Annotated in this window: 31 protein-coding genes; 12 read left to right on the forward strand and 19 right to left on the reverse strand. The window is 39.3% G+C overall.

The window, feature by feature from the left end:
• The first annotated feature begins 54 nt into the window (after window positions 1–54).
• Together LIT25_22385 and LIT25_22390 are read left to right on the forward strand one after the other, a co-directional pair.
• Complete coding sequence (locus LIT25_22385; protein USK33245.1) at window positions 55–1,926, forward strand: penicillin-binding protein; 1,872 nt, start codon at window positions 55–57, stop codon at window positions 1,924–1,926.
• Window positions 1,927–1,984: 58 nt separating this feature from the next.
• Window positions 1,985–2,383, forward strand: a complete 399-nt coding sequence (locus LIT25_22390) for a thiol-disulfide oxidoreductase DCC family protein (protein ID USK33246.1) — start codon at window positions 1,985–1,987, stop codon at window positions 2,381–2,383.
• Between the two features lie 33 nt (window positions 2,384–2,416).
• On the opposite strand, the gene LIT25_22395 is transcribed toward LIT25_22390, so the two are convergent.
• Entirely contained in the window at window positions 2,417–2,974 is a 558-nt protein-coding gene (locus tag LIT25_22395; GenBank protein USK33247.1) for a YufK family protein, read from the reverse strand.
• 114 nt (window positions 2,975–3,088) lie between these two features.
• Window positions 3,089–3,322 carry a hypothetical protein gene (locus LIT25_22400; protein ID USK33248.1) on the reverse strand — a complete coding sequence of 78 codons (234 nt, stop codon included), beginning with the start codon at window positions 3,320–3,322 and terminating at the stop codon, window positions 3,089–3,091.
• A 238-nt stretch (window positions 3,323–3,560) separates the two neighbouring features.
• Here LIT25_22400 and LIT25_22405 point away from each other — a divergent pair, with 238 nt between their 5' ends.
• Genes LIT25_22405 through LIT25_22440 form a run of 8 tightly spaced genes read left to right on the forward strand, consistent with a single transcriptional unit; the run spans window position 3,561 to window position 10,003 of the window.
• A complete protein-coding gene (locus tag LIT25_22405) occupies window positions 3,561–5,951 on the forward strand; it encodes a Na+/H+ antiporter subunit A (GenBank protein USK33249.1) in 2,391 nt (796 codons plus the stop codon).
• A complete protein-coding gene (locus LIT25_22410; GenBank protein USK33250.1) occupies window positions 5,948–6,385 on the forward strand; it encodes a Na(+)/H(+) antiporter subunit B in 438 nt (145 codons plus the stop codon). Before LIT25_22405 ends, LIT25_22410 begins: the two co-directional genes overlap by 4 nt.
• On the forward strand, window positions 6,385–6,726 hold the full coding sequence (locus LIT25_22415) for a Na(+)/H(+) antiporter subunit C (protein USK33251.1): 342 nt from the start codon (window positions 6,385–6,387) through the stop codon (window positions 6,724–6,726). The genes LIT25_22410 and LIT25_22415 overlap by 1 nt, the downstream gene beginning before the upstream one ends.
• Window positions 6,719–8,200, forward strand: a complete 1,482-nt coding sequence (locus LIT25_22420) for a Na+/H+ antiporter subunit D (GenBank protein USK33252.1) — start codon at window positions 6,719–6,721, stop codon at window positions 8,198–8,200. Before LIT25_22415 ends, LIT25_22420 begins: the two co-directional genes overlap by 8 nt.
• Before the next feature lie 5 nt (window positions 8,201–8,205).
• Window positions 8,206–8,682 (forward strand): Na+/H+ antiporter subunit E, encoded by a 477-nt coding sequence (locus LIT25_22425; protein USK33253.1) that lies wholly within the window; start codon window positions 8,206–8,208, stop codon window positions 8,680–8,682.
• Window positions 8,682–8,966: a Na(+)/H(+) antiporter subunit F1 gene (locus LIT25_22430; protein ID USK33254.1), complete on the forward strand. Its 285-nt coding sequence runs from the start codon at window positions 8,682–8,684 to the stop codon at window positions 8,964–8,966. The genes LIT25_22425 and LIT25_22430 overlap by 1 nt, the downstream gene beginning before the upstream one ends.
• On the forward strand, window positions 8,950–9,309 hold the full coding sequence (gene mnhG, locus LIT25_22435) for a monovalent cation/H(+) antiporter subunit G (GenBank protein ID USK33255.1): 360 nt from the start codon (window positions 8,950–8,952) through the stop codon (window positions 9,307–9,309). Before LIT25_22430 ends, mnhG begins: the two co-directional genes overlap by 17 nt.
• 37 nt (window positions 9,310–9,346) lie before the next feature.
• Window positions 9,347–10,003 carry a DNA alkylation repair protein gene (locus tag LIT25_22440; GenBank protein ID USK33256.1) on the forward strand — a complete coding sequence of 219 codons (657 nt, stop codon included), beginning with the start codon at window positions 9,347–9,349 and terminating at the stop codon, window positions 10,001–10,003.
• 765 nt (window positions 10,004–10,768) lie between these two features.
• On the opposite strand, the gene LIT25_22445 is transcribed toward LIT25_22440, so the two are convergent.
• The 10 genes from LIT25_22445 to LIT25_22490 all read right to left on the reverse strand — a co-directional run bounded on the left by LIT25_22445 (window position 10,769) and on the right by LIT25_22490 (window position 18,836).
• The gene (locus tag LIT25_22445) at window positions 10,769–11,329 is read right to left on the reverse strand and encodes a GNAT family N-acetyltransferase (protein USK33257.1); all 561 of its coding nucleotides are present in this window, start codon (window positions 11,327–11,329) and stop codon (window positions 10,769–10,771) included.
• A 68-nt stretch (window positions 11,330–11,397) separates the two neighbouring features.
• Window positions 11,398–11,787: a hotdog fold thioesterase gene (locus LIT25_22450; protein USK33258.1), complete on the reverse strand. Its 390-nt coding sequence runs from the start codon at window positions 11,785–11,787 to the stop codon at window positions 11,398–11,400.
• Between the two features lie 12 nt (window positions 11,788–11,799).
• Complete coding sequence (locus LIT25_22455) at window positions 11,800–12,882, reverse strand: PQQ-dependent sugar dehydrogenase (GenBank protein ID USK33259.1); 1,083 nt, start codon at window positions 12,880–12,882, stop codon at window positions 11,800–11,802.
• A gap of 264 nt (window positions 12,883–13,146) precedes the next feature.
• On the reverse strand, window positions 13,147–13,833 hold the full coding sequence (locus tag LIT25_22460) for an SIMPL domain-containing protein (GenBank protein ID USK33260.1): 687 nt from the start codon (window positions 13,831–13,833) through the stop codon (window positions 13,147–13,149).
• An 87-nt stretch (window positions 13,834–13,920) separates the two neighbouring features.
• Window positions 13,921–14,562, reverse strand: a complete 642-nt coding sequence (locus LIT25_22465) for a response regulator transcription factor (GenBank protein ID USK33261.1) — start codon at window positions 14,560–14,562, stop codon at window positions 13,921–13,923.
• A gap of 80 nt (window positions 14,563–14,642) precedes the next feature.
• Window positions 14,643–16,940, reverse strand: a complete 2,298-nt coding sequence (locus LIT25_22470) for a histidine kinase (GenBank protein ID USK33262.1) — start codon at window positions 16,938–16,940, stop codon at window positions 14,643–14,645.
• Between the two features lie 38 nt (window positions 16,941–16,978).
• Window positions 16,979–17,140: a competence pheromone ComX gene (comX, locus tag LIT25_22475; GenBank protein ID USK33263.1), complete on the reverse strand. Its 162-nt coding sequence runs from the start codon at window positions 17,138–17,140 to the stop codon at window positions 16,979–16,981.
• A 16-nt stretch (window positions 17,141–17,156) separates the two neighbouring features.
• Window positions 17,157–18,092, reverse strand: a complete 936-nt coding sequence (locus tag LIT25_22480; protein USK33264.1) for a polyprenyl synthetase family protein — start codon at window positions 18,090–18,092, stop codon at window positions 17,157–17,159.
• A gap of 134 nt (window positions 18,093–18,226) precedes the next feature.
• Window positions 18,227–18,367, reverse strand: a complete 141-nt coding sequence (locus LIT25_22485; GenBank protein ID USK33265.1) for a Degradation enzyme regulation protein DegQ — start codon at window positions 18,365–18,367, stop codon at window positions 18,227–18,229.
• Between the two features lie 241 nt (window positions 18,368–18,608).
• A complete protein-coding gene (locus LIT25_22490; GenBank protein ID USK33266.1) occupies window positions 18,609–18,836 on the reverse strand; it encodes a hypothetical protein in 228 nt (75 codons plus the stop codon).
• 156 nt (window positions 18,837–18,992) lie between these two features.
• Here LIT25_22490 and LIT25_22495 point away from each other — a divergent pair, with 156 nt between their 5' ends.
• Window positions 18,993–19,376 carry a hypothetical protein gene (locus tag LIT25_22495; protein USK33267.1) on the forward strand — a complete coding sequence of 128 codons (384 nt, stop codon included), beginning with the start codon at window positions 18,993–18,995 and terminating at the stop codon, window positions 19,374–19,376.
• 184 nt (window positions 19,377–19,560) lie between these two features.
• Here the strand turns inward: LIT25_22495 and LIT25_22500 are convergent, their stop codons facing one another.
• The 6 genes from LIT25_22500 to LIT25_22525 form a co-directional block, all read right to left on the reverse strand.
• On the reverse strand, window positions 19,561–20,169 hold the full coding sequence (locus LIT25_22500) for a pyroglutamyl-peptidase I (protein USK33268.1): 609 nt from the start codon (window positions 20,167–20,169) through the stop codon (window positions 19,561–19,563).
• Between the two features lie 144 nt (window positions 20,170–20,313).
• Entirely contained in the window at window positions 20,314–20,946 is a 633-nt protein-coding gene (locus LIT25_22505; protein USK33269.1) for an NAD(P)-dependent oxidoreductase, read from the reverse strand.
• Between the two features lie 168 nt (window positions 20,947–21,114).
• A complete protein-coding gene (locus LIT25_22510) occupies window positions 21,115–21,765 on the reverse strand; it encodes a DsbA family oxidoreductase (GenBank protein ID USK33270.1) in 651 nt (216 codons plus the stop codon).
• A gap of 84 nt (window positions 21,766–21,849) precedes the next feature.
• The gene (locus LIT25_22515) at window positions 21,850–22,293 is read right to left on the reverse strand and encodes an Rrf2 family transcriptional regulator (GenBank protein USK36378.1); all 444 of its coding nucleotides are present in this window, start codon (window positions 22,291–22,293) and stop codon (window positions 21,850–21,852) included.
• Between the two features lie 147 nt (window positions 22,294–22,440).
• On the reverse strand, window positions 22,441–23,343 hold the full coding sequence (locus tag LIT25_22520) for an aldo/keto reductase family oxidoreductase (protein ID USK33271.1): 903 nt from the start codon (window positions 23,341–23,343) through the stop codon (window positions 22,441–22,443).
• A 66-nt stretch (window positions 23,344–23,409) separates the two neighbouring features.
• Entirely contained in the window at window positions 23,410–24,681 is a 1,272-nt protein-coding gene (locus LIT25_22525) for a helix-turn-helix transcriptional regulator (GenBank protein ID USK33272.1), read from the reverse strand.
• 139 nt (window positions 24,682–24,820) lie between these two features.
• Between LIT25_22525 and LIT25_22530 the strand changes: the two genes are divergently transcribed.
• Window positions 24,821–24,961 carry a lipoprotein gene (locus tag LIT25_22530; protein USK33273.1) on the forward strand — a complete coding sequence of 47 codons (141 nt, stop codon included), beginning with the start codon at window positions 24,821–24,823 and terminating at the stop codon, window positions 24,959–24,961.
• A 142-nt stretch (window positions 24,962–25,103) separates the two neighbouring features.
• Here the strand turns inward: LIT25_22530 and LIT25_22535 are convergent, their stop codons facing one another.
• Window positions 25,104–26,300, reverse strand: coding sequence for a S8 family serine peptidase (locus LIT25_22535; GenBank protein USK33274.1), 1,197 nt, complete (start codon window positions 26,298–26,300; stop codon window positions 25,104–25,106).
• Window positions 26,301–26,829 lie beyond the last annotated feature (529 nt).

Here is a 26,829-nt window from a genome sequence, read left to right on the forward strand (position 1 = left end):
ATCTTATTTCAGCAGATGGTACTATAAGGTGTACATTATTAACCTATAAAGCGAGTGACAGCATTGCGTTCAATAATCGGCTGGATATGCCTGTTTATCATGGCCCCCGTTCTTATTTTTTTATTTTTGATCTCTTGGGATGAAGTTAAAAATGTGAAAGCTGTATCAACGGTTTTAGATGAAAAAATTCCTTTAAAAGAAATTCCTCTGACACAAAATAGTTTTATCGTTGATCAAAACGGGACCCTCGTCTCTGAGGTCGTCACAAATCAAGAAAACCGGAGCTTCGTCCCTTTTGATAAGATTCCTGAAGCTGTTAAAACCATTTTCATTGTTTCAGAGGATCAGAAATTCTATGAACATATGGGATTTGATCCTGCCGGGATGGCGAGAGCGGTAATGATTAATGCCAAAAACCAATCCATCGAACAAGGCGGAAGCACGATCACCCAGCAGCTTGCCCGCAATGTCTTTTTATCTCACGAGAAAACCTATAATCGGAAGCTGAGTGAACTCCTGTATTCTTATCACATAGAGAGAACCTTTTCAAAAGAAGAAATTCTCGAGGGTTATTTAAACGCCGTCTATTTTCATAACGGGGTTTACGGGGTTCAAATGGCAAGCAATTATTATTTTAGCAAGCCAATCGACAAGCTGACGCTGGCTCAAATTGCTTTTATCAGTGCTATTCCGAATAATCCGACCTTATATGATCCAATCCAGCATTTTGAAAATACAAAAAAAAGACAGCAGCTGCTGCTTAATAATCTATTAGACGATAAATATATTACTCAAGAACAATACGACTCTGCTTCAGCAGAAAAGATCAGATTAAATCTGCATCATCGGACAGACCGCTACCCTGACTACGTCACCTATGTACATGATGAACTAAAACGCCTTATTGCTGAAAATGAAGGCTACACAAAAAGAAAATCAGATGCAGACGGGGGTGAAAAAGCCTTCCTTGAGGAAGAGCTTAAAAACAGAGTGCATGAAGTAGTGAAAAAAGGCGTGATCATTCATACGGCTCTTGATCCAGCCCTGCAGGCTAACGTTGCCGATGCTTTTAATAATCACCTAAGTGATTCTTCTGTTCAAGGAGCGAGCGTGGTAATTGATCATCATGCTCATCAAATAAAAGCCTTATATGGCGGCCATGATTTTCAAAAATTCGATTTCAACCGCGCTTACCAGGCATATCGCCAGCCAGGGTCAGCCATAAAACCATTGCTCGATTATGTTCCGTATATAGATGTGAAAAATGCTTCCGTATCGTCCCTTATAAGCGCAAGACCTTTTTGTAAGAAAGACTATTGCCCCCAAAATTATGATGAGAAAACTTACGGAAATGTGACGCTTGAAACGGCTTTTAAAAAATCATACAACACACCTGCAGTCAGAATGCTTGATGAAGTTGGCATTGAAAAAGGATATTCTTATTTAAAGCCGTTCGGTTTCCGTTCGGTAACGGATGCCGATTACGTGCTTCCTTCAGCAATCGGCGGCTTCACCCATGGATTTTCACCTTTAGAACTTACGCAAGCCTATTCGGCTTTTGCAAATGATGGCGTCTTCCATAAAAGCCATGCCATTATCAAAATAACGGATTTACAAGGGAACGCTTTATACAAATGGCAGGAAAAACCGGTACGAGTGTGGAAAAGCACAACTAATAATGAAATGAGAAAGCTCTTATCGGCTGTTACAGCAAGCGGTACCGGAACAAAAGCCAATCATTCCGCTCCCTATATAGGCGGCAAAACAGGTACGACTAATGACTATAAAGATCTATGGTTTGTCGGTTTAACTGATCGCTATACTGCCGGCGTGTGGATTGGCAAAGACAAATCAGTCAGCATAGAGAATTTAGCCAAATCCGCCCCGCAGCAGCTTATATGGAGGGATATCACAAAAAATCGGTAGTTTTAGATTGTTTATTCGTGGAAAAGTAACGATATAGCTTGTATTTGAGGGTGAAATGATGTCAAAGGGAAAAATTTTATTATTTGATGGTGTGTGCAATTTCTGTGATGGAACCGTGCAATTTGTGTTAAAGCACGATAAAAAGGCTGTTTTTAAGTTTGCCTCCCTTCAGTCTGATGCGGGAAAGCAAATTCTTGCTCATCACAACCTTCCTCTTTCGGATTTTGACAGCTTTGTTTATATAGATGGTGACAGGGTTTACCTCAAATCTACCGCTGCTCTGCACGTATTAAAGGAGATTGGCGGTTTATTCCGGCTAACCTTTTTATTTATAGTCATCCCAAGGCCTATCAGGGATTATGTTTATAGCCTTCTTGCCAATAATAGATACAAATGGTTTGGAAAGAAGGAATCGTGTACACTCCCTACTCCTGAAACAAGAGAAAGATTTTTATAGGAAAAGCCCCTCGCAATAGCCGAGGGGCTTCTTCTATACAGGCAAACTCGCCATCACGCTGTTGTACAATCTCATGCAAATATAAAGGAGGCCGAACAAAAAGATAGACCAGAACAGCACATGAAACAAAACAAGTCCAATTAACGAGAACGATGTTAAGAAAAAGCTGAACTGATAAACAACAAATATGAAATAACACAGTGTAGCCAGCAGAAAGACAGCGAAAATTCCGATTCCATATTGGAAGAGCAGCAGAGAAAGAGCAGCTGCAATTAAATAGAACGCTGATCCAAGCCTGATTTTCTTCAGGCTTTCGCCGTTCACATCCTTTGAAAAAAACAGCAGAGAAAGCTCTGTTACTGTGTCTGCAATAAGCTTTAGAGCGGAAAAAATCATAAAATAAATAAGAGCAAAAACAATAAACAAGGCTAATTTGATTCCATTCTCCGAAAAGAATTCAAGCATTCCCCCGTAAACACCAAGCCTCTTAAGCACCTTTAAAACCATCATGACAGTAGATATGGAAAAAGATGTGCTGAACAGCAGAATGGAAATCAGGGGGAAGTAACTTGTAAAATATGTATTTTTCATTCCATAAATCTCCTAATCTGACTTAATACTCATTCATTATGACCGAGTGCTATCAGGGTTACAAGAATTATTTTCCACATACAAAACAGAACGTCATATGATTGACGTTCTGTTTTACTTATTCACATTCACAATCCGAATGTATTCTCTCGGCTTAAATTTCTCAAGCATCCTTTTATCCCTATTTGACAAGTAGAACGGTTCTTCTGTTTCAGTCATTTCCGTTTTGCTCTTATTGTAGAAAACCGGATCAATGTAAGAGCGTTTTGTTTTTTCATTTGCAGCCCATGCACTGCTGAACATGACAGTGAAAATAAAAGATGCAGTGATGATCTTCTTTTTATTCACTTGGATCACCTCATTACCAGCATGCGCATTTAAATAAACAAATATACAGGTCTTAAGTGAAAAAATCTGTTGTTTTTTGGCTGATTTTTGATTCTTTCTACTTATTTAATAGAACAAATAAAGGAGGTCAATAATACTTGTGTAAGGAATGCATGAACGAAATTTTTACGTTATAATTAATTTTAAATTCAATATAGGGTCTTATGACCGTGAAATTTCATCATAAGGAGGATCAAAAATGACGTTATTGCATGCGGCTATCATCTCACCATTTCTACTGGCCATTCTGATACCTTTCCTTTATAAATATTTCAGAAGCGTACATACTGGATGGTTTGTTCTCATTTTGCCGATTGTATTGTTTGTTTATTTTCTTGGGTTTATCGGCGAGACCGTTCAATCAACTGTCAATTGGATACCATCGCTCGGCATTAATTTTACAGTCTATGTGGACGGGCTTAGTCTGCTTTTTGCTTTGCTGATTACAGGTATAGGATCGCTCGTCGTACTGTATTCGATTTATTATCTCTCAAAAGAAAAAGAAAAATTAAATCATTTTTATGTTTATCTGCTTATGTTTATGGGAGCTATGCTTGGCGTTGTTCTTTCGGATAATGTCATTGTGCTCTACACTTTCTGGGAATTTACGAGCCTTTCATCTTTCTTATTAATCGGCTATTGGTACCACAGAGAAAAATCAAGATACGGTGCATTAAAGTCGATGATGATCACGGTTTTTGGCGGACTTTCGATGCTCGGGGGTTTTGTCCTGCTCTATTTAATGACAGGAACGTTCAGCATCCGCGAAATGATTGAAGCTGTTCCGGGCATTATGACCCACCAGCTGTTTATTCCGGCTCTTGTTCTTGTTCTGCTGGGGGCTTTTACGAAATCAGCCCAATTTCCATTTTATATCTGGCTTCCGGATGCGATGGAGGCACCAACGCCTGTCAGTGCGTATCTTCACTCAGCAACAATGGTAAAAGCTGGCATCTATCTTGTTGCAAGATTCAGTCCTGTATTTGCGATGACGGCTGAATGGTTTTGGCTTGTCAGCATCTTCGGACTCATTACATTGTTCTGGGGCTCAATAAATGCAGTGAAGCAAACCGACTTAAAAGCCATTCTCGCTTTCTCAACGGTGAGTCAGCTTGGATTAATCATGTCTTTGCTCGGACTCGGCTCAGCCGCTCTTCATTACGATTCACTTGATGATAATTTTTATACCATTGCCACTGTTGCAGCTATTTTCCATTTAATCAATCATGCAACATTTAAAGGCAGTCTTTTCATGGTAGCTGGAATAGTTGATCACGAAACCGGCACACGTGATATCCGAAAACTCGGCGGTTTGATGAGCTTTATGCCGATTACGTTCACAATCGCTGTGATTGGCGCTTTCTCCATGGCCGGTTTGCCGCCTTTCAACGGATTTTTAAGTAAAGAAATGTTCTTTACCGGAATGATCAATGTAACAAAAATGGATATTTTCAACATGGAAACATGGAGCTTATTGTTCCCTGTTCTCGCGTGGATTGCTAGTATCTTTACATTCTTATACAGCATGGTGCTTGTATTTAAAACTTTTACAGGTCCTGTTCAATTGGAGAAGCTTGAACGAAAACCGCATGAAGCACCGCTCGGCATGCTGATTTCTCCTATTATTCTAGGTTCACTTGTTGTGATTTTCGGATTTTTCCCGAATCTGCTGTCTTATACACTAATTGAGCCTGCAGTAGAATCGATCATGCCGTCGCTGCTTCCTGCAGGCAAAAATTTTGAAGTCCATATCACCTTCTGGCATGGTTTCACACCTGAATTAATGATGACTATCGGAGTGATCGCACTAGGTGCAATCGGATACTTGACACTTGGAAAATGGAGAAAAGTATATGATCTGTTCCCGAAAAAACTTGCTCTCAATAAATTCTATGATGCTTCTCTAAGCGGCATGGAACGTCATTCAAACACGTTTACACGCTTTTACATGACAGGGTTCATCAGAGATTATCTTGCCTATATTTTTGTTTTCCTGATTGTGATAACAGGCGGAACCATGGTCATCAAAGGAGGATTTTCATTCACTTTGGATGGTACAGCTGAGATTGGCATTTATGAGGCTGTTCTTGCTTTTGCCATGGTGCTTGGAACGTTCACGATTTTATTTTCAAAATCCAGATTGACCGCTATTATTGCACTCGGATCAGTCGGCTACAGTTTAGCCCTGTTCTTTGTCCTGTTTCGCGCACCAGACCTTGCTCTTACCCAGCTTGTAATTGAAACGGTATCGGTGGCGCTGTTTTTGCTCTGCTTCTACTTCCTGCCTTCTTTTAAGAAAAGAGAAAAGAAGCTCAGCTTCCGATTGGTCAATTTCCTCATTTCATTTGGAGTAGGCCTTGTTGTCACATTAGTCGCTATTTCGGCAAACAGCAATCGTGTCAGCGAAACAATTTCATCTTTCTTTATTGAAAACAGCTATACAGAAGCCGGCGGAAAAAATATGGTCAACGTCATACTGGTAGATTTCCGCGGTTTTGATACTTTGTTTGAGATTACTGTTCTTACCATAGCTGCACTTGGTATTTACGCCATGGTCAAACTTCGGATGGCAAAGGGGGAGGAAGGATGAAAAAAACACATATCAAAACAAACGATGTGATTCTGCAGACGGTTACTAAAGTTGTGTTCTTCATTATCATCATTTTCTCGATTTACCTCTTTTTCGCCGGGCACTACACACCTGGCGGCGGATTTATTGGAGGATTAATGACTTCCTCCGCGATTGTGCTGCTTCTGCTTGCTTATGATGTAAAAACAGTGATCAATATTCTTCCTGTCAATTACATTAATCTTGCTGCAGCAGGACTGCTGATTGCTGTATTAACGGGTGTCGGCTCTTTCTTTTTCGGCGTTCCGTTTTTATCCCATACGTTCGGTCACGTTGATCTGCCGATTCTCGGAGATACGGAGTTTGCAACAGCAGTCTTGTTTGATCTTGGTGTATATCTGGTTGTTATCGGTGTAACTCTGACCATTATTCAGACGATTGGAGAGACGGAATAATGGAGATTTTAATGGCAATCGTTTCTGGTTTATTGTTTATGGCTGCAACTTATTTAATGCTTTCAAAAAGCTTGCTTCGCATTATTATCGGTACAGGCTTGCTCAGTCATGGCGCCCATCTTCTAATCCTTACTATGGGAGGCCTGAAAAAAGGCGCTGCGCCTTTGCTTGGCGAAGAAGCTTCATCATATGTCGATCCTCTGCCGCAGGCTTTGATTTTAACGGCAATTGTTATCAGCTTTGGTGTTACATCCTTCTTGCTTGTTTTAGCTTACAGAGCGTATCAGGAACTCGGGAGTGATGATATGGATCAGTTAAGGGGAAATGATCATAATGAATAATATCGTGATGCTGCCTCTCATTGTTCCATTATTGGCAGGTATTCTTTTAATCTTTTTCAATAAGTATATAACCATCCAAAAATGGATGAGCGTCATTGCATCTTTAATAGCAGTTATCATCTCTTTTCTGCTCGTTTTGAATGTCAGAGAAAATGGTATTCTCACAGTGGAAATCGGAAGCTGGGCGCCTCCATACGGGATTGTATTCGTTGCAGATATGTTTTCCAGTCTGCTCGTTTTAACAACCAGCATCATCGGACTGACTTCTATTCTGTTTGCCTTCCATTCAATCGGGGATGAAAGAGAGCGTTTTTACTTTTATCCGGCTGTTCAGTTCCTGCTGACTGGTGTAACAGGCGCTTTTTTAACTGGCGATATCTTTAACCTGTTTGTCTTTTTTGAAGTGATGCTTATGAGCTCGTATGTACTGATTGTCCTTGGCGGAACAAAACCGCAGCTGAGGGAATCTATTAAATATATTATAGTGAATATTTTTTCCTCAGCTTTATTCGTCATCACCGTTGCTTACTTATATGCAGTAACCGGCACACTGAATATGGCAGATTTGAGTCAGATAATCAGTGAAAACGGACAAACAGGGATATTGACTGTTATTGCGATTTTATTTTTAGTTGTTTTCGGCATGAAAGGTGCAATCTTTCCGCTTTACTTTTGGATGCCGGGATCTTATCAGGCGCCTCCAGCTGTGGTAACAGCTTTATTTGGAGCTTTGTTAACAAAGGTCGGCGTATATTCCATTACCCGGGTATATACACTCATTTTCATTCATGACACGGGCTATACGCATCAGATTTTAGCATGGCTCTCTGTTCTGACCATTCTGTTCGGAGTGATTGGAGCAGTTGCATATTGGGATATAGAAAAGATTGTGATTTATAATATCATTGTCGCAGTAGGCGTCATTTTGTTTGGAGTTGCGGTCTTTAATTCACCTGGGATTGAAGGGGCCATTTACTACTTGATCCACGATATGATCATCAAAGGCGCCCTCTTTATGCTTACAGGTGCCATGATTGTGATTACAGGAACAAGTGATTTACGGAAAATGGGCGGACTGCTGAAAAATCATCCTCTCCTGGCGTGGATGTTCTTTATCGCCGCCATTGCCCTTGCCGGTATTCCTCCATTAAGCGGTTTTGTCGGCAAGCTTAAAATTGTCCAGGGCGGATTTGAAGCCGGAGAATATGTCTTTGCTTTATTTGTACTGCTATCAAGCTTGCTTGTTCTCTACTCCATTATGAAAATTTTCATCAATGGATTCTGGGGTGAAGTCAAGCTTGCGAAAGAACAGGAGAAAGGCTCGACAAAAGGTCTTCTCTTTCCAATCGCTGTCCTGATTGCTCTATCGATTGCTTTTGGGGTTGGAACGGAAGCAGTTGCACCATATATCACTCAAGCTGCTGAAACGCTGCTTGATCCATCAATCTATATTCAAGCCGTGCTGAAGGAGTAGATGTTATGGCCTTTCAAATTTCACTTAATTTCTCTATTGCATTTACATGGATGTTCTTAAAGGGCGAATACTCCGTCCAGGACTTTTTTAACGGCTACTTCTTCGGACTGCTGATGATATTTGCCCTTCGCCGATTTTTCCATCACCGGTTCTATCTATGGAATATTGTCGCGGTTTTAAAGCTTCTTTATATTTTCAACCGAGAACTGATTATGTCTAATCTTGCGGTATTAAAAGTGGTGCTTTCACCTAAAATGACAGCTCGTCCCGGGATTTTCAAGCTTGAAACAGAGCTGAAAAAAGATTGGGAAATTACCATTCTGGCAAATTTAATTACCTTGACGCCCGGGACTCTTGTCGTTGAGATCTCAGATGATAACCGCTTTTTGTATATCCATGCGATGGACTTAGAAGACGCAGAAGAAGCAAGAAAAGATATTAAAAACACGTTTGAGAAAGCCATTCAGGAGGTGAGCCGCTAATGCTCGACCTGGTATTAAGAATCTCGCTTCTCATCATAGCTATTTCAACAGTTTTATACTTGTACAGGCTGATCAAAGGGCCATCGATTCCTGACCGGGTTATTGCACTTGATGCCATTGGAATTAACCTGATTGGTATTACGGCCATCATTTCAGTTATGCTCCGAACCAATGCTTTCCTTGAGGTCATTCTGCTGCTTGGAATCCTGACATTCATTGGAACAGTTGCCTTTGCAAAGTTCCTTGAGAAGGGAGAGATTATCGAAAATGATCGTAATCGCTAATATCATTATTGGGTATTTCATTCTTCAGGGGGCACTGCTGAGTCTGATAGCAGCCTTTGGAGTTGTCCGCCTGCCTGATGCCTATACGCGCAATCATGCCGCTTCCAAGAGTGCGACGCTTGGCGTCATCAGCATCCTGCTTGGTGTATTCTTCTATTTTTGGCTGATTGAAGGCCATTTAAATGCACGAATCATACTGGGGATTGTTTTTGTTTTTATGACAGCACCAGTTTCCGGACACCTTATTATGAGGGCTGCCTATAACACGAAAGTGCCGCTTTGGGAAAAAAGTGTTCAGGACGATTTAGAATCAGATCGGAAAAAAGAAAGTGTAAAAGGATGAGAACTGTCTCATCCTTTTTTAAAGGAGAAGAAGTAAAATGAGCTGCGCTATTAAGCTAAGAGACGTTTTTTTACAGCACGCAGATCAGGAAAAAGCTAGTGCGATGGAGAAGTATATGCGCGATCAATTTCGCTTTTTCGGAATAAAATCACCTGAAAGAAAAGAAATTACGAAACAATTTCTTAAACAGCACGGACGGCCTGATCACTTAAAAACCACGATTTTGGAGCTTTGGACGTTTGAAGAAAGAGAACTATTATATGCTGCGATCGATATTCTTCTGCTTGAAAAAAAGAAGCTTGGGCCGCTGGACATAGAATGGATGAAACACTTGATCATTACAAACCCCTGGTGGGATACAGTGGATCTTATTGCAACAAACATAATCGGTCACCTCGTTATAAAGAATCCCGAATTGCGGGAAACACACCTCGATCAATGGGCTGACTCGGACAATTTCTGGCTTCAAAGAACGGCCATCCTGCATCAATTAAAATATAAGCAAAAAACAGATGAAGCTTGGCTTTACAATGTCATTCTAAAGCACTCAGCATCAACCGAATTTTTCATTCAAAAGGCTATTGGCTGGTCATTGCGGGAATACTCGAAAACAAATCCTGATTCCGTGAGAACATTTATTGCAGGGAATGAATTGCCTTCTTTAAGCAGACGTGAAGGAACTAAGTATCTGTAATCATCTATTGTCTGCAGACATTCATACCTGCTTTAAACTGAGGATGATTTGATTAATGGGTTCCGATTTAGAGAAGAATATCAGTAAATTCAGCTGAAATTGGAGGCAGTATTTGGTATTACAGTGAAAAATGTTAAAGGTAAATCACAAGAAAACGATTTTTATGAACTCTGACCGACTTTGTAAAATGGTGAAATTTCGGTACTCATTGAGTGCGTTTGATTCCCGAAAACATGCCTATCCCTGGTTTTGAGAACTCATAGAGTGCTGTTGAGGACCTAAAAACGGACTCTCCTTGGTTTTGAGTACTCATAAGTACGTTTGATTCCCCGAACAATGACTTCACTTGGTTTTGAGTACTCATAGCGTGCCGTTGTTTCCCCAAAAACAGACTTCTCCTTGGTTTTGAGTACTCATAGAGTGCCGTTGAGTACCCAAAAACGGACTTCTCCTTGGTTTTGAGTACTCATAGCGTGCCTTTGTTTCCCAAAAAATGGACTTCTCCTTGGTTTTGAGTACTCATAGAGTGCCGTTGAGTACCTAGAAACGGACTTCCACTTGGTCTTGAGTACTCATAGAGTGCCTTTGAGTACCCAGAAGCGGACTTCTCCTTGGTTTTGAGTACTCATAGAGTGCGGTTGTTTCCTAATCATTTTTTAAAAGAAGTTAAAATAACAACAAAAAAACGGATACAACTTGCGGTGCAGTTTAGTACCCGTTTTCTTCTATATTTTGCTGTCAAAAACCGTATACATTACATTATGATTAAATGCTCTGTTTTTTCTTGTATTCTTCTTTTAAAATCGAGCATACCGCTGCATCACAAAATACCCCTTTTTCATATGCAGCCTGTCTTAAGACACCTTCATATATAAATCCTGCTTTTTCGAGGCACAGCTTTGAAGCCGTATTGTCCGGATCATAATAAGCTTCAATGCGATTTAAGCCCATTTGGGCAAAACCAAACTCCAAAATGGGTGATAAAACCTCGGTCATTACCCTTTTTCTCCAATGAGAGCGATTCAATTCAAAGCCTATTTCTGCTTTAAAATGCTCTTTTGCCCAGCTGTGATAGCCGCAGCTGCCTATAATTTTATTTGTTTCACTATCAGCAATTCCCCATCTGTATCCTTCATTTTTATCGAACCTTTCAGCCCAGCGGTTAATCACATGAACAGCCTGATCTATTTCAGTAAAGCTTTCAAGATCGTAGTACCTTGTGACTTCATCGTCTGAAAAATAAGCAAACACCTCATTAGCATCGCTCTCATTTATTTTCCTTAAAACAAAACGTTCTGTATAGAGGACCGGAAAATCTGTTTTCATTGTTATTTTCCCCTTTTTCTCATAGAAAACAAGCCCTCATAAACATCAGGGCATGCAGTCGATCTGAATTATTTTTTCTGTAAAATTGCCATCGTGCATCTTGAAATGCAGATCAGGCTTTCTCTTTCATCGACAATTTTAATCTCCCAAACCATTGTTGTTTTGCCGCGGTGCATAGGGATGGCGTGAGCAGTGACGGTGCCGTCCTGCTTTCCTCTTATGTGATTTGCATTAATCTCAAGTCCAACGCACATCTCTGTTTCCTGGTTGATTAAATGATAGGCACCTATGCTTGCAACTGTTTCTGCAAGCGCTACAGAAGCCCCGCCATGCAAAATGCCAAAAGGCTGTCTCGTACGCTCATCCACAGGCATTGTAGCGACGACACCATCATTTGTGATGCTTTTCACCTCAATACCAAGTGAGTTCAGCAGCGTATTTTCAACATTGTATTCCATTATATTTCCTCCTTATTGCGGGCTTAGTTTCTTCACCAGCATCTGATCATCATCTTTGCGCGGATTTCCTCTGCCATCGCGATTATTCGTTACTGTATACAAATTGTCATCTTCAATCATAACATCGCGCATCCTGCCCCATCCTTCCAGGTAAGTCGCAACCTCTCCTGTATGGACTTCAAATCGTTTTACTGCATTTCCGGATAATGTCGCCACATACAAGATTCCTTTCTTATAGGCAAGGCCAGATGGCGCCCAAGTCTCTTCCCCGGTTTGATAGAGCGGTGTTTCCATGCCTTCCTGCTGCTCGTCCCCTTCTATTACTGGCCAGCCATAATTTTTCCCCGGCTGAATCCAGTTAATTTCATCGTGAGCAGACTGGCCGTGCTCTGTGCTGAACAGTGAATTTTTCTCGTCCCATGCAAGTCCTTGAGGATTACGGTGCCCATAAGAGTATACATAGGAATTTGGAAACGGATTGTCATCCGGCACCGATCCGTCAAGTTCAAGTCTTAGGATTTTTCCTGCCAGAGAATTTTTATCTTGTGCAAGCTCAGGACCCATAGCATCGCCTGCTGTTGCATAAAGCTTGCCGTCAGGGCCAATTTTGAGTCGCCCTCCGTTATGGAAACGCGCACCTGGAATATCTTCTAGTACAGTCTTTACTTCCTCCCAATGGTCTGCATTTTCCTTTAGAACAACGATTCGGTTTTTTATTTTGTTTTCATCTTTATATGTATGGCAGGCAAAGGCTTGCTTGCTCTCTCCAAAATCAGGGGAAAGCTCAAAGCCAAGAAATCCGCCCTCACCTTCTAGATGCAGCTTCTTTTTCAATTTCACTTTTTGAGTCACCTTTTCATCAGACACCTGGTTCCATTTCACAATTTGCCCAGTTCGTTCACTCAGATAAAAAACATCATCACTCTTTGCTATGGACCATGGAACATCCATATCCTTTAGAATGCTTTCTGTATCCTGCCGCTCAGACTGGCCGCTCACTTCTTTGTCTTCCTGCTCTTCATTCTGAACGGACTGACATCCCGCAATGACCAAACTGCTGAAAATAATAACCCATAACCGCTTCAGAAAAAACACCTCTTATTCCCATTTTCTATAAGTTTAACGAATAATAAGAAATGATTCACGAATTTATACTTCCATTTTTATTTTCGAAGGGCGTATACAGCAAAGAAAAAGTAAACGATCAATAATATAAGAGCAGGTAATACCGCGATCATGTCCATCATAACCTCCCGGTAAGAAAGCGTTTTTCAACACTTGAATCTGTAATTAGATTCCATCTTAGCGCAGGTTTATGATGGCGATATTGAGAGAAAGTTAAATTTTGTAAACTTATGCTTACTGATACGTAAACAAAACAGTCAGTTCTGCAACAATTTCAATTTTCCTTGCAAAAACAGGGGTCTGTCCTGAAGGTTGTGCACCTAGACTTAATTCTTTAGACAATGGGAAAAATCCTCTAGGTTCTTCGGTTATTTTTACAGGCTTGCGCTGCAGATTGAGCTGATAGGAACGGGCAATTGCCGCTGCCTTATCCAAAGCTTGTTTTGCAGCAAGGTTCAGTGCCTCATTAACCCACCTTTCTGGGTTGGAAAGCGAGAATTGTACAGAATCTGCCCGGTTGGCTCCATTAGAAAAGGCTGTATCATAAATCAAACCAATCTCATCTAAATTTTGAGTTGTGATGGATATAGTATTGGTCACTTCATATCCTTTTAAGACTGGATCCGTACCCGCACTATAATCATATTGAGGAAAAACGGTGTAGGAAATGGTTTCAATTTGCTGTTCTCCTATTCCAATTGACTGCAGGGCTCGAATAAGCTGATTGACGCGTCTTTTATTTTCCTGCTGAGCCGCAGTTACATCCTTGTTCACAGTAACTACTGCAAGCTGAAGAACGGCCGTGTCTGGTTTTGCTTCCACTCTTCCCGTCCCGCGAACAGATATCATGTTTATTGATTTTGGTTCTCTCACGCTTGTTCTGTAAGCCGATTCAAAAGGCTGCCCATACATCGGAAACATAAGCCTCACTCCTCTCAGAATCTAACACTCTTTTCCATCTATATGCCTGAGCAATTAAAAAAAGTGCGCAAGAATGGTTCTTGCACACTAATCAATAATTCCTTCTGATTTTGAAATTAACACAGCTTCTGTTCTTGAACCGACATTTAATTTATTAAAAATAGAGGTTAAACTATATTCAATTGACCGCTTGCTTAAATGAAGCTGATCGGCAATCTCCTGATTCGTCAGGCCTCTTTCAACCTCTTGAAGAATAGCTTTCTCACGATCATTCAATGCTTCTGTATCATTTGATGCGGAACTGCTTTTCATTTTTTGCTGAAGAATGAGAGATTTGAAGTAGGAATACGGTACAACAATGTCACCTGAGAGAGCATGCCGAATGGAAGAAAGAATCTTTTCCTTTGTCTCTGTTTTGCTGATCGCCCCGTGAATCCCAAGGCGAATAGCCTCTTCAAAATAATCTTCTACATCGTAGCCTGTATATAGAATAATCTTGCAATCCTCGGAATGCTTGATAATTTCTGTGGAAAGCTCCATTCCATTAATATCTCCAAGATTCATATCCATCAGGACAACATCGTATTCATGAAAGCTGATATGCTTAATAACATCAATTGAATAGGGGGGATTTAAGCAGGATACCCTCACATCAGACTCTGTTTCTAATATCGCTTTTGTTCCCTCACGTACTGCTGGATGATCATCCACAACTAAAATATGTATCATGTAATCAACCTCTCTGCTCCAAGCATTTACTCTCTATTTTATAAAAAAGACCTGGCAAATGCCAAGCCTGAACTATTCTATCAGATTTCTACAACCACTTTAAAGCCATTTCCCTTTGAAGTCTCAATATGAAGGGAGCCGTTTTGTGCTTTTACCCTCTCCTTTATTCCAGATAGACCCATGCTTTGATTATTGGAATACAGTTCACTTTGATCAAAACCAATGCCGTCATCCTCATAATGAAGAACAATTTTATCCTTTATGCAAACAAGCATAATCAGAACATTGAGTGCATTGGAGTGCTTACCGGCATTTGTTAAAAGCTCCTGAACGATCCGGTACAAATTCAGCTGTGTATCAATATCAATCGCTTTAGTGAAGTTTCCTGTATTTAATCTCACATCAAAGGCTGCGGACTCATTATATTGAGCTGCAAGCTTCTGCAGGGCTTTTACTAGCCCAAGATCATATAAAAGCTGCGGACGAAGCTCCTGGCACGTTTCCCGCGTAGTCTTGATGATATTGGTCATCGAGCTGTTCATTTCCTTCAGCTGATCCCTGAAAACAGTCGGAGCCATTTCAAGCTCAGCTAGAGCAAGCTCGCTTTGCCGCTTTAAAGAAATTAAATCCTGCAAAACAGAATCATGCAAATCCTTTGCCAGGTTAGAACGCTGTTTTTCCTCTATTGAAAATAATACTTTCGTAAGCCATGCCGGATTGCTGCCTTCGCTCTTAATCTTCTGTAAATGATTCATCAGTTCTTCTATCTTAAGGAAGTTCTCAAGGGATATATTCGTATAGAAAGAAAGTGTCTTTAACCAGGAAATTTCATCGCGATTCAGCATTGGAGTATTAAGCATAGACAAACAAACCATGACATAACTTCTGTCATCTGTTTCGCCTACATTAATCACAAACCCGCGATCCACTTCGATAATCTTTCCGATCTCTTGGGTTGCCTTCTTAATCTCTTTTTCATATGAAAGATAATCTGTATTCTTCATATTAATCTCGACTGATATGATGTTCCCGCTCTTATCCACTTCCACATAATTCGCCCTGCTGACAAGCAATACATCTGTAATCACTTGTTTCAGCTCATTTATTACATGATGAAGCTTGCTTGCCTTTCGAATACTTTGCGTATATTTAAAAATACTGTCCTGGTAATTGTATTTTTCGGAAAAACGTTTGAAGCGAAAACGGAAGTCGAGAATTTCCTTAATATAAAAGACTACAAGCATTGTAATATAGATGAAGATTGATAGTTTAATTGGATAGAACGTCGGATTATTTTCTTTAACTAAGATAGTAATGGCAACTAATCCCAATGTCGGCAGTACGGCCAAAAGTGAATAATAACGGACCCTTCCCAGGATAAATTCAATGTCATAAATTTTCGTAGCCATAAATTGGTATACTAAGGAAAATGGGACCAGTAATAAAAATACTGCAAGAACAGTCGGTGGGAATATATACTTATTAAGAAATATAAACGGCAAAATATATAAAAATACAAATGGAGAAAATGCAATGATATTAGTGATAATTAATACCTTTACTAGATATTTTTGATCAGAATATTTTACTTTTCTTAAACCATAAAGCTTCAAAACAAATGTTAGGATTATTAAGATAAAAAATGTAATGAGATTAAGACTTTTTGTTATATAGTACGAAAAGTACATAAAGTCTAAAATAGATTCAACTAGAATGTTTACAACAACAGCAATATATCCAGCAATAATGAATTTTCTTGAAAACAGCTTTTTACCTAATTCGAGGAAATATTTATAAATGAAGTTTAAATATAGAACAGGAACCAGCAGAAAAAGGGAAAGATTTATATACCTGCTGAATAAATCTCCCCTAGATGAACCACTTGCACTAAAATAAGCCATCGCTATAGTAAGTAAAAACAAATTCAATAAATAGGCTGATTTAAGGTTTAAATCTTTATTTCTCTTAAACACAAAATAACTGCAGAAAAGACAGAGTACATATAACGTTAACGGAATTATTAACATAAAAAGACTTTGATTATTAATAATTGTATCTGAAACTTTATATGATATTTCCTTTCCATCTCTCAATATAGTCATATGATCTACTTGCTCTAAAACACCATAATTAGTAGAAGGGAAATGCTTTATTGCATCCTTATTGTTAACTTTTAAGACAATGTCCCCTGGCTGTAGGTTAGCTTTTATGGCCCATGTATTCGGCTCAACCGCTGTAACCACCACTCCATCTGCCTCGTTAGTTCTTACTGTTGCTCCTAAGTATGGAAATTTCACATTTATATATGCAAAATAAAAAGTGAGGATAAAGCTAATCAATACTATTAATAAGTAAGCTTTGTTCAGGTTGAATTTCATCTTTTTCACCTATTTATTGAATTAAGACTATAAAAATATTACCACCAGTACATATTCGTCGTTCTAGCTGTACTCAACAGTCCTTCTACTAATCCTAACACTTCATCCACATTTTTCACACCCAGTAAACTTGCTTCACCGTTAGCTACTTTTTCAATTATTTCCGGGTTTTCTACTAAAAAGTTTACGATTTCCTGCATGACTTAATCTCTCCTTTTATTTTCCAGCTGAATTTATGATCAAATGAGACTTTAGAAGCTCAATTTGATTTTGAGGTAAGGGTAATTCTGCAATCATGGTTGAAGCCTTTTGAATCGCGATTTGCTTCATCACATTCAGGTAATGCACAACCCCAGATTGTAACAATTTCGATTTAAATGCATCAATACTCCCGTAGTGTTCAATAAATGTTTCACTGCTGGAGATAAAATCCGCAAGCTCCTTTGCATGCTCGTTAAACCCTCTTTTTAAAAAGAGGACAGGCAGCGATTTTTTCTGTGCAGATAGATCATTTTTATGTTCATGAAATAAATCACGGTAATCGTTCCCAATTTGAGCAGCAAGTCCTATTTGATAGGAGTAATGTTCAACGCATGTAAATTCTTCTCCTGCAGCAAGCATGGCGCCTGTGACTGATGCCAAAGCAATCAGTGAACCTGATTTTTTTTCAATCATAGAGATGCACTCTTCTTCAGTTGCGATGTCATTTAGAAGATCTGTGTGCTGACCTTCCATTGCCTGCAGGGCAAACCGCTGGAACGTGCTGATGATCTTCCATTTATGTACGCTTGATAATTCATGAAGCATTTGCAGACTGATTGTATACATAGCAGTGGCGGCATTCAGTGAGAGAGATGGGTTTATTTTCATCCATGGCTCTTCATAGTTATCTAGGTCTTCAAGATCATCTAAGATGTCGAATGATAGCGCAAGCAGTTCAACTGCAGCTGACAGATGAATGATTTCCTCTTCTTCTCCGCCAAAAGACGTGTAATGCAAATGTGTCAATTGACCGAATGGAAAGGTTTTTTTCGTTTCTGAGAACGACAGGATAAGCTGCAATAACTCTTTGTTCGTTATATATGAAGAAACTGCATCTTTCAGACTGCAAATCATATCTTCATAGTCCAAATGTAATCTAATTGCAATCACCCCTTCGAAATTATATTACAATATTCACGACCAATATAGTAGATATAAAACAATGTTTTTACATAAATATAAAATATTTAACATATTTTTGAAAAAACAGGCATAAAAAAAGACTTGGCTCGAAAGGCCAAGTCTTATGACACGTTTATAAAGGAGTATTTATCATACTTATCAATGCTTTTATTAATTGATCTCAGTGACTGTTTCGTTTCCTGAATTTCTTTCTCAAGACGTTTCAATAATTGAGTTATTTCTTCAATGTTGTGCTTTTTCATCGTTTCCACACTCCTCTGTAAAAGATCAAATTATGCATGGTGAACGAAACACTTGTTTTGATCTTCCCTACTTCAAATTTTATAGGATGCAGAAAGTATTTACACCGAAAATAATGCGAAATAATCAATGCGTGATACCGCAAACGGAGCAATAGTCCATTGTATCTGTTTTTATATGGACAGAATATAATACCATCTTCATAATTTTAAACAGAAAAAAAGCCCCAGATACAGGGACTTGTCACTTTGCAGCAATAATTGTGTTCAAATAAATGGACTGTGCTTCTTCCATCGCAATTTTCGTCAGTTCATCTCTCTTTTCAATCGGTCCGCTAAACTCTAAGGTGTAATCCAGAATTCCCTGTTCTGACAGTAAACACTCCATTTTAACCTTACATTCGCCATCTGCAACCGAAAATACCGCAACCGTTTTATCATCCAGCACATATATGGATGGCCTTACGCGCATAGAGAGCTGAACCTCCCCCGAAAAAAGTAGTTTAACAATTATCCAAATTCGACATAAGCAGCAGTATTCCTGCATCTTTTTCCTTTTATAGAAAAAAGCACGGACAAGAAACCTAACATATATATAAGGAGCAAGTTCACTCGGAGGTGAATTACTTTGCGGATGCAAAGGCAACAATGGTTAAGGCCGTTTTATTTCAACCCTTATTATCCAGCTCATTTCCCTTGTGATCACTATATAAGGAGACCTCTGCCGGAAGTTGATTCAAGTCAATTTGTTCATTCCTTATCACAAATGGATGGACTGCTAACTGATGCTAAAAAATTGACCACTTACCTCTCAACTTCAAAAGAACAGGCAAAAAAGATTCTGGCTGCCGCTCAGGCGTCCAACAGCGTCTTGGTAAAAAAACTTTTGCGCGCTTCCGGCATTACAAATGAGTTAGAAACTGAGTTTAATCCTGACGGTGTCAGACTCATCCTTTCTTATAAAAATCCTGACTTGAATTGCTGCCGGTTAATATTGGTGCTGAGATGGTAAAAAAAGGATGACGAGTATCGTCATCCTCCTGTTTTAAATCTTTTCACTAGCTCCTGAAGCTGTTTAGTAGCTCTTAACTTGAAGCTTTTTGAACATTTTTATTTCCCCCACTAGTTTCTGTGTATAGGGGTTATATCGTCAAATCAGCTCTAAATATTAGGCTGCAAAGAAAAAAGAAAGTCGGTTAGGCCTCTGGTAGATGCTGGATCATGATAGACACAGCTTCTGTTAAATCCTGCTGAGAAAAACTTGGTACGTTCCCTATTTCCAGACCCAGCTCATGTGATGCAGGAAGGTGAATAAATCCCGCCGGAATGTCCCGATCTGCTTTTTTAAAATAGTGCAAAGTCTGATACATAATGTAATTGCACAAGTAGGTTCCGGCAGTGTTGGATATTTCTGCAGGCAGCCCTTTTTCCTGCATCACATTTACAAATGTTCGGATAGGCAGTGTGCTGAAATAGGCATCTGGTCCATTGGACTGTATCCATTCATCCTGTTTAATAATTCCCTCATTATCTTTTTCGCCATCAGCACAATTAATGGCCACTCTTTCAGGAGTAATTTTGTATCTGCCTGCTGCAAGCCCAAGCAGCAATACGGCGTCAGGCTTTTCCTCCTCAATATGAGCATGGCATTGCTCCCATGTTTTTGAAAATTGAACAGGGAGTACTTTTCCGCAGACTTCAAATTGACCAATCGATTGTCCATGCAAATGCTTCACAATTTCAGCTGTTGGGTTAATTGTATAATGCAAAAACGGTTCAAATCCTGTTAACAATGCCTTTTTCATTCTTTTCTCTCCTTATTTAGTCTCTCGAATGAAATTATTATATCAGAAAATTCAGTTTATAGAATGATCCATATTAAAAATGCTGCCCGAATAAATAAAAAAGCAAATGCGGATTATGGCCCGCATTTGCTTTTCATGAAAAGATTATTTAGACACTACTGTAAAACGCTCATTCTTGTGTTTCGGATTTTCGATTTCATCAACAACAGCAATGGCATAATCTGCATAGCTGATATAACTTTCACCATGTGAATTCGTTAATAAATGGTCTTTCCCTGAATGGTATGTGCCTGTTTTTGAACCCTGCGGATCAAAGTTTGCAGAAGGACTGATATATGTCCATTTTACACTTTCTTCTTTTTGAAGTTCATCCAGATTGATTCCCATATTTTTAGCAGTAGGGAAATAGGCTGCTGGAAAATTCGGATCATCCATTACCCGTGTTGTTCTTTCTTCATCTAAATATAAACTACCAGCTCCTCCAACAACAACTAATTTCGTATTAGTGTTGTTTTCCAAGGCCTGAATGAGCACTCTTCCGGCATCAACATGAAGATGTTCTTTTCCTGGAGCAGCATTAAACGCGTTAACCGCCACATCAAAAGGTTTTAAATCATTGGATGCAAGGTCAAAAAGATCTTTTTCGATTACTTGAACATTTGTGTTTACTTTTGAAGCATCCCTGACGACAGCTGTTACCTCATGGCCTCTTTCTAAGGCTTCTTCCATGATAAGGCTGCCTGCTTTCCCAGCGGCTCCAATGATTGCAATTTTCATTATAAATCCCTCCGAATTTTATTTGATTTGTTTTGAAAAATCCTAATTTCCCAAATTAATCTGGTTACAAAATAAAGACAGGTTTGCAATTAATAAAATTTCACATTCCCCCGGCTGTTCATGTGGTTCTCCAAATCTTATTTGTTAAATGTGTAAATTAAAATTGCCTTAGCAATTGCCATTAAGATCACACTGCAAACCATCTATGGCAAGTAAGTGCTTTTTATCTAATTCCTTATCGATGACTTGTGCCAGCCTTTCTTTGCTTGCCAATCCCTGAATCACTTCGTCCCCAATAATAAATGTAGGAACGGCTGTAATCCGAGCTTCTTCATAAGCATGTCTCAAAGCTTCCTGATGAACCTCTCGATATTTGCGGCTTACTAGAGCGTCTCTGAAGTCTTCCTTAGGCAGGTCAACTTCACCAGCTAATTTTGTTAATACTTCTACATCTTCAATGTCTTGCTCTTCCTGGAAAAATGCAGTGAATACTCTATGGTGAAATTCATTTCCTTTTCCGTGATCCTTTGCAAACAGGCATCCCTCAAAAGCTAAATGTGTATATGGATGGGGAGAAAGGCGCGGCAAACGCATCTCAACGCCAAGCTGCTTTGAAGCAGGCAAAATAAAGGAGTCCCAGGAACCTAATTTATCTGCTTCTTTCCAAGGATCAATTTTTGGAGCAGGACTTGGACGCAGTTCAAAAGGCATCCATTCTACCTCCACATCCTTTTCCTTAATCATTTCATCCAGAGGTCCCTTCCCTAAAAAACAAAACGGACAAATAAAGTCTGAATAAGCTTTAATTTTTAAAGTCACGGCTTAATTCCTCGCTTTTTTAAATTTTTAGTTGTAACTTAACTGGTTACAACACAGGTGAAAAATTAAGCATTCTGAAGAATGCTATACTTTATTTTCACTTTGTATCTGATCTTGCAGTGTTGTAAACAGCTGATCCATCGTGATGCTTTCTAATACTTGTTCCATAGCTTCCTGTGCTTGAACCAGAATAAGCTCCAGCACGCTCTGAATATTTGCACCTATTGGGCAATCTGGATTTGGCTTTTCATGAAAATGAAACAGCTTATCTTCTTCAACTACTTGAACTGCACGATAAACCTCGAGTAATGTGATGTCATGCAATTCTTTCAGCAAATAAGCTCCACCGGCTCCGCGCCGTACTTCCACAAGTCCTGCCTTTTTCAGATAGGACAATATTTTTCTTATGATCACTGGGTTCGTGTTCACACTGCCAGCCATAAATTCAGAAGTACAATCAGAAGGCGGATTTTGCTTTATTAGAGATAAAATATGAACAGCAATCGTAAATCGGCTGCTTATTTTAATCTTAATCACCTCCGATGTAATCATTATAGTTACAACGAAAATGAATGTCAACAGTTAGTGATTATTTAATGTAAATGTTCGGCTGCTTTCCATTTTATTTCTGACTCTTAACTAAAAAACCTCTGCCCATAAGCGGAGGTTTCCAAATTATGCGACTTCTTGTCCCATAGCAGCCTGCAGGATATCAAACCATTGGTCGCGTGTTAATGTTAAATCAAGTGAGCAGATAGCGGACTCAATGCGGCTCATTTTACCTGAACCGACAATCGGCATAATGTTTGCGGGATGACTGATCAGCCATGCATAAAGGACTTCATCAATCCCTTTTGCACCGATTTCGAGAGCAATTCTCTCAAGTATATCACGCAGATTCTTAGCTCTCTCGTCATCAGCAGAGAAAATAGAACCTCCAGCAAGCGGAGACCATGCCATCGGCGCTATTCTCTCTTCTTGGCATAAATCAAGCGTGCCATCTTTGAAGTTCTCAAGATTGTAGGCAGAAAGCTCAATCTGATTCGTAATTAGCGGGGAATCCAAGTATGATTGAAGCATTTTAAACTGTGAGCGTTTAAAATTCGACACACCAAAATAGCGGACTTTGCCTTCATTTTTAAGTTGTGCAAACGCCTCTGCAACTTGTGCTGGATCCATATACGGATCCGGACGGTGTATAAGCAGAACATCTATGTAATCTGTCTGAAAGTTTTCAAGGGACTTATTGACGGAAGCCAAAATATGCTCTTTGCTTGTATCATATGATTTTATTCTGTGTTCAGGGCGATTGTCTGAGACAAGTTTAATGCCGCATTTCGTAACAATCTCCATTTGCTTTCTGAGCTCTCGCTTCAGTGCAAGTGCATCTCCAAATCTTTTTTCGCATGTGTAATTTCCGTAAATATCTGCGTGATCAAAAGTTGTAATGCCAGCTTCTAAGCAATCCTCTATTAATTTAAGCACTTCTTCATTTGACATATTCCAGTCAGAAAGACGCCATAATCCATGAATGATTCTTGAAAATGATAGATCTTCAGTAAGTTGTATTCTCTGCATAATCGTTCTCCTTTCCTTATCATTCTATACTGAATGCGCTCAGGTTTCATTATGTAAACTTGTGTTTTACAGCTTTAAGTATTTTTCTACAACATAGAAAAGTGTTTTTTCATTTTTCGTAACATAGGCTATTTCAGCTATTTTTTTCATCACCTCTTTTACGATAGAGGAATCTCCAACAAGGACAGAATGATTCAGGATCTCATAATAGAACTTCAGAGCTTCTTCCTGATGATTTTTCCGATGATGCAAATCTCCGATTAAATGCAGAAATTTAAATTTAAAATCGCTGAAATCACTTAGATAAACTTCCAGGAACGTTTCATAGAGTCTTAGTACTTCATCATCCTGTCCTGCTTCATAATAGGTAACGGCCAGCTCATACAGCGTATTTAATATTCCTTTTACATCATCTTCTTGTTTGTAAATTTCATGTGCAGATTGAAGATAGGACATCGCGCTGTCAGCATCCAATAAATATCTGCTGAGAATACCTAAATTTGTATATGTGCCCGCCAAATTAAGCTGATCGTCTGTGCCTTCGAAAAACAGCAAAGCTTTTGCGTAGGCCGCACTCGCGTTTTCATACTCCTTCATTCGTCTGTAGCACAAGCCAAGCACCATGTATACAACACCTGTTTGATAGTAAATGGATGTTTTGCTGCTGATAGCCAGTGCCTGTTTCAAAAAGCGGATCGCAGAATAAAATTCTCCTTTTTTTGCATGTGCAAGACCAAGGTTATTCAGTAAAGATATTTTTTCTACACCTGAAGCCTTGAAGGCAATTGAGTCGTCATAAGCCTCATTTAAATAAGAAAATGCTTTTGATAACTGATCCTGGTTAATGAGCAAGGCCGTCAAATAATTGCTGGTTCTGAGTCTCTCTTCACAATATTGCAGGATGCAGAATAATTCGTAGCTTTTTTCATAAGCTGCAATGGCCTCTTCAATTTGAAGCTTTACCCGCTGAAGAATCCTTCCCTGGCAAAAATAATAGAGAGCAAGATCATTTTGGTTCAATGATTCAAGATTCTTTTCTAAGTCGTTTAAATGCTCAACTGCATTTGCAAAGTCATCATTGATCACTGCATATTCCAAACTGGATAGAGCTTTTTTTATATCAAAAGACAGAAGTGATTTATCCTCTTCTTCGAAAAAATCGTGAATATCACATTTCAGTCTTTCGCTGAATTTCAACAGCAGTTTATAAGAAGGCTGGACCATTCCTTTTTCAAGCTGGCTGATGTAGCTGCGGTTCACAATTCCTATTGCCAGCTCGCTCTGAGTCAATTTTTGTTTTTTCCTCAGCTGTCTTAATTTCATTCCAACGGTATTCATACGGCGCCTCCTGATAAAAATTTGAATATGTATTGATAATAAATTGAATAATTGTATATATTTGAATTGTCAGATAATTATAACAAATTGTTACTTATTCTATAAATGTTAAAATAAAAGAACTAATGGAGGCTATGAGATGAAAAAATTCAGAAAACATCTTTTATTACTTGCATTTGGTACGGCAATCCTCTTAACTGGATGCTCTAAAGCTGAGCAAAATGTCCACACTGCTGACGAAGAATGGCCAAGAATTATTAAAGCCAACCAATATAGTTAACAGCTGCTTAAATGAAGATACATTGCTTCACTCTATCTATCTATTAAAACATATTTTCATAGAATTTAACCAAATATAGATGACGAAATCGTAAAAGAGCTTTCCCGATTCAGATGGGGAAGCTCTTTTTATATTTCTCTTATTATTGAACTCTTGCAAATCCAAAGCCTGATGCGTGGTCATCGCCTGTTGCTGCACCAATGCCGCCTTTAATATCATACAGCTTTGCACGGCGCTGCAGCTCTGCACGAACTTGAACATTGCTTTGGCCTTTATTGGAAGACCAGATTTTCGCAGCAAGCCCAGATACGTGAGGAGTCGCCATAGAAGTACCGCTGATCGTGCTGTAACTGCTGTTGATCCAAGTTGATTCAATAGCAGCACCAGGAGCAGAGACTTCAATATCACGCTCTCCAATAATAAAATCTCCATCTGTTGCCGAGTTTCCGCGTGAAGAGAAGTTTGCAACACGGTATGTTCCATTTTGCTGAACATTTTCAAGAGCCGCAACTGCCACCGCATTTACTAGAGCGCCAGGATATCCAATCGTATTATTGCCTGATCCTGAGTTTCCGGCTGCTGCGATAACCAATGCACCTTTGCCATAAGCATAGTTTACTGCACTTGCAATTAAACTATCTTTACTGCTTGATCCAAGAGACATTGAGATGATGACTTGAGAACCAGTACGTGTTCCTTCATCTGCAGCATGTCTGATAGCAGCTGCAATGTCATCTGAGTAGCCAGAACCGCTGTCTGTCAGTACTTTGTATGCCCAAAGCTCAGATTGAGGTGCCACACCGTATATTCCCTGTCCATCAGAACCGCCATTTGCAAGTGCCGTTCCTGCAACATGTGTTCCATGTCCATTGCGGTCTGTGCAGGAATTATTTGTATAAGTAGTCCCAACTGTAAAATCTTTGCACTGTTCGGCATTTTGCGACAAATCAATATGGCTTGTCTGAACTCCGGTATCAAGAACAGCAATTTTAATGCCGTCTCCTCCACTAGTTGATGTCAGCGAGCTGTTATTATAAATGGCTTTAATTCCCCATGGGGTTCTTTTGCTTGGAAGGGCCATTGTCTGAATCGGCTTTCCGGCAGCTACTTTAAAAGTCGGAACTTTTTCAACCTTGATTTTGCTGTTCTTCTGAAGTGCTTCTAATTGTTTCTGTGTAACGGTTGTTGTAAATCCATCCTTGCCAAAATCGCGTCGTACCTGATGACTCTTTTTTATTTTACCCTTTTCTGCATCAGTTCCCTTGATTACTGCACGAATTGATTCCTGTTTCACATCTGTTTTTACCTGTTCATTTGCAAAAGCGGCTGTCCCAAACATTGAAAGACTCATTGATAAACTTAATACTGCAGCTCCAAAACGCTTTACCGATTTTCATTTCTTTTCCCCTCTCAAAATGTTAGTGTTTTATAACTTTTACTCCTAAGCGAATTAAATATATAACACATTAACCGTTATCTCAATAATCTAAATTTACTAACAACTTCGTTGTAAAGCTATGCTAATTGATGCTAGTTTTTAATCCATGTCCCACTAATAGCCCGCTATTTCTTAAAAAATGATTTTAAAAAAAGCTGTAAAATAAAAAAACCACCTTCGTGAGGTGGTTCATGAATCCTATTCGCATCTGCAATATTCGACTTCTGCTTGATATTTCACTTGTATAATTCATATATGAAAATACCGGTGAGAGATTAATCGACAATTTAAGACAAAGGATTCATTGATTAATAACGGTATCCAGAGATATATTAATCTTAAGACAGAAATTGCGGGGTATGTGATGAGGGAAGATCAAGCATTTGCAAAAGGCTGTTTTTACGGGGTTATCCTATCGGTTCCAATTTGG

The sequence above is a fragment of the Bacillus sp. F19 genome, from assembly GCA_023823795.1.
Classification (GTDB): Bacteria; Bacillota; Bacilli; order Bacillales; family Bacillaceae; genus Bacillus_P.

What these genes read in the sequence shown, in the direction of transcription:
- LIT25_22390 (USK33246.1), top strand. Translation starts at nt 1,985, where the DNA reads ATGTCAAAGGGAAAAATTTTATTATTTGATGGTGTGTGCAATTTCTGT.
- LIT25_22395 (USK33247.1), bottom strand. Translation starts at nt 2,974, where the DNA reads ATGAAAAATACATATTTTACAAGTTACTTCCCCCTGATTTCCATTCTG.
- LIT25_22405 (USK33249.1), top strand. Translation starts at nt 3,561, where the DNA reads ATGACGTTATTGCATGCGGCTATCATCTCACCATTTCTACTGGCCATT.
- LIT25_22410 (USK33250.1), top strand. Translation starts at nt 5,948, where the DNA reads ATGAAAAAAACACATATCAAAACAAACGATGTGATTCTGCAGACGGTT.
- LIT25_22415 (USK33251.1), top strand. Translation starts at nt 6,385, where the DNA reads ATGGAGATTTTAATGGCAATCGTTTCTGGTTTATTGTTTATGGCTGCA.
- LIT25_22420 (USK33252.1), top strand. Translation starts at nt 6,719, where the DNA reads ATGAATAATATCGTGATGCTGCCTCTCATTGTTCCATTATTGGCAGGT.
- LIT25_22425 (USK33253.1), top strand. Translation starts at nt 8,206, where the DNA reads ATGGCCTTTCAAATTTCACTTAATTTCTCTATTGCATTTACATGGATG.
- LIT25_22430 (USK33254.1), top strand. Translation starts at nt 8,682, where the DNA reads ATGCTCGACCTGGTATTAAGAATCTCGCTTCTCATCATAGCTATTTCA.
- mnhG (USK33255.1), top strand. Translation starts at nt 8,950, where the DNA reads ATGATCGTAATCGCTAATATCATTATTGGGTATTTCATTCTTCAGGGG.
- LIT25_22440 (USK33256.1), top strand. Translation starts at nt 9,347, where the DNA reads ATGAGCTGCGCTATTAAGCTAAGAGACGTTTTTTTACAGCACGCAGAT.
- LIT25_22445 (USK33257.1), bottom strand. Translation starts at nt 11,329, where the DNA reads ATGAAAACAGATTTTCCGGTCCTCTATACAGAACGTTTTGTTTTAAGG.
- LIT25_22450 (USK33258.1), bottom strand. Translation starts at nt 11,787, where the DNA reads ATGGAATACAATGTTGAAAATACGCTGCTGAACTCACTTGGTATTGAG.
- LIT25_22460 (USK33260.1), bottom strand. Translation starts at nt 13,833, where the DNA reads ATGTTTCCGATGTATGGGCAGCCTTTTGAATCGGCTTACAGAACAAGC.
- LIT25_22465 (USK33261.1), bottom strand. Translation starts at nt 14,562, where the DNA reads ATGATACATATTTTAGTTGTGGATGATCATCCAGCAGTACGTGAGGGA.
- LIT25_22470 (USK33262.1), bottom strand. Translation starts at nt 16,940, where the DNA reads ATGAAATTCAACCTGAACAAAGCTTACTTATTAATAGTATTGATTAGC.
- comX (USK33263.1), bottom strand. Translation starts at nt 17,140, where the DNA reads ATGCAGGAAATCGTAAACTTTTTAGTAGAAAACCCGGAAATAATTGAA.
- LIT25_22485 (USK33265.1), bottom strand. Translation starts at nt 18,367, where the DNA reads ATGAAAAAGCACAACATTGAAGAAATAACTCAATTATTGAAACGTCTT.
- LIT25_22490 (USK33266.1), bottom strand. Translation starts at nt 18,836, where the DNA reads ATGCGCGTAAGGCCATCCATATATGTGCTGGATGATAAAACGGTTGCG.
- LIT25_22500 (USK33268.1), bottom strand. Translation starts at nt 20,169, where the DNA reads ATGAAAAAGGCATTGTTAACAGGATTTGAACCGTTTTTGCATTATACA.
- LIT25_22505 (USK33269.1), bottom strand. Translation starts at nt 20,946, where the DNA reads ATGAAAATTGCAATCATTGGAGCCGCTGGGAAAGCAGGCAGCCTTATC.
- LIT25_22520 (USK33271.1), bottom strand. Translation starts at nt 23,343, where the DNA reads ATGCAGAGAATACAACTTACTGAAGATCTATCATTTTCAAGAATCATT.
- LIT25_22525 (USK33272.1), bottom strand. Translation starts at nt 24,681, where the DNA reads ATGAATACCGTTGGAATGAAATTAAGACAGCTGAGGAAAAAACAAAAA.
- LIT25_22530 (USK33273.1), top strand. Translation starts at nt 24,821, where the DNA reads ATGAAAAAATTCAGAAAACATCTTTTATTACTTGCATTTGGTACGGCA.
- LIT25_22535 (USK33274.1), bottom strand. Translation starts at nt 26,300, where the DNA reads ATGTTTGGGACAGCCGCTTTTGCAAATGAACAGGTAAAAACAGATGTG.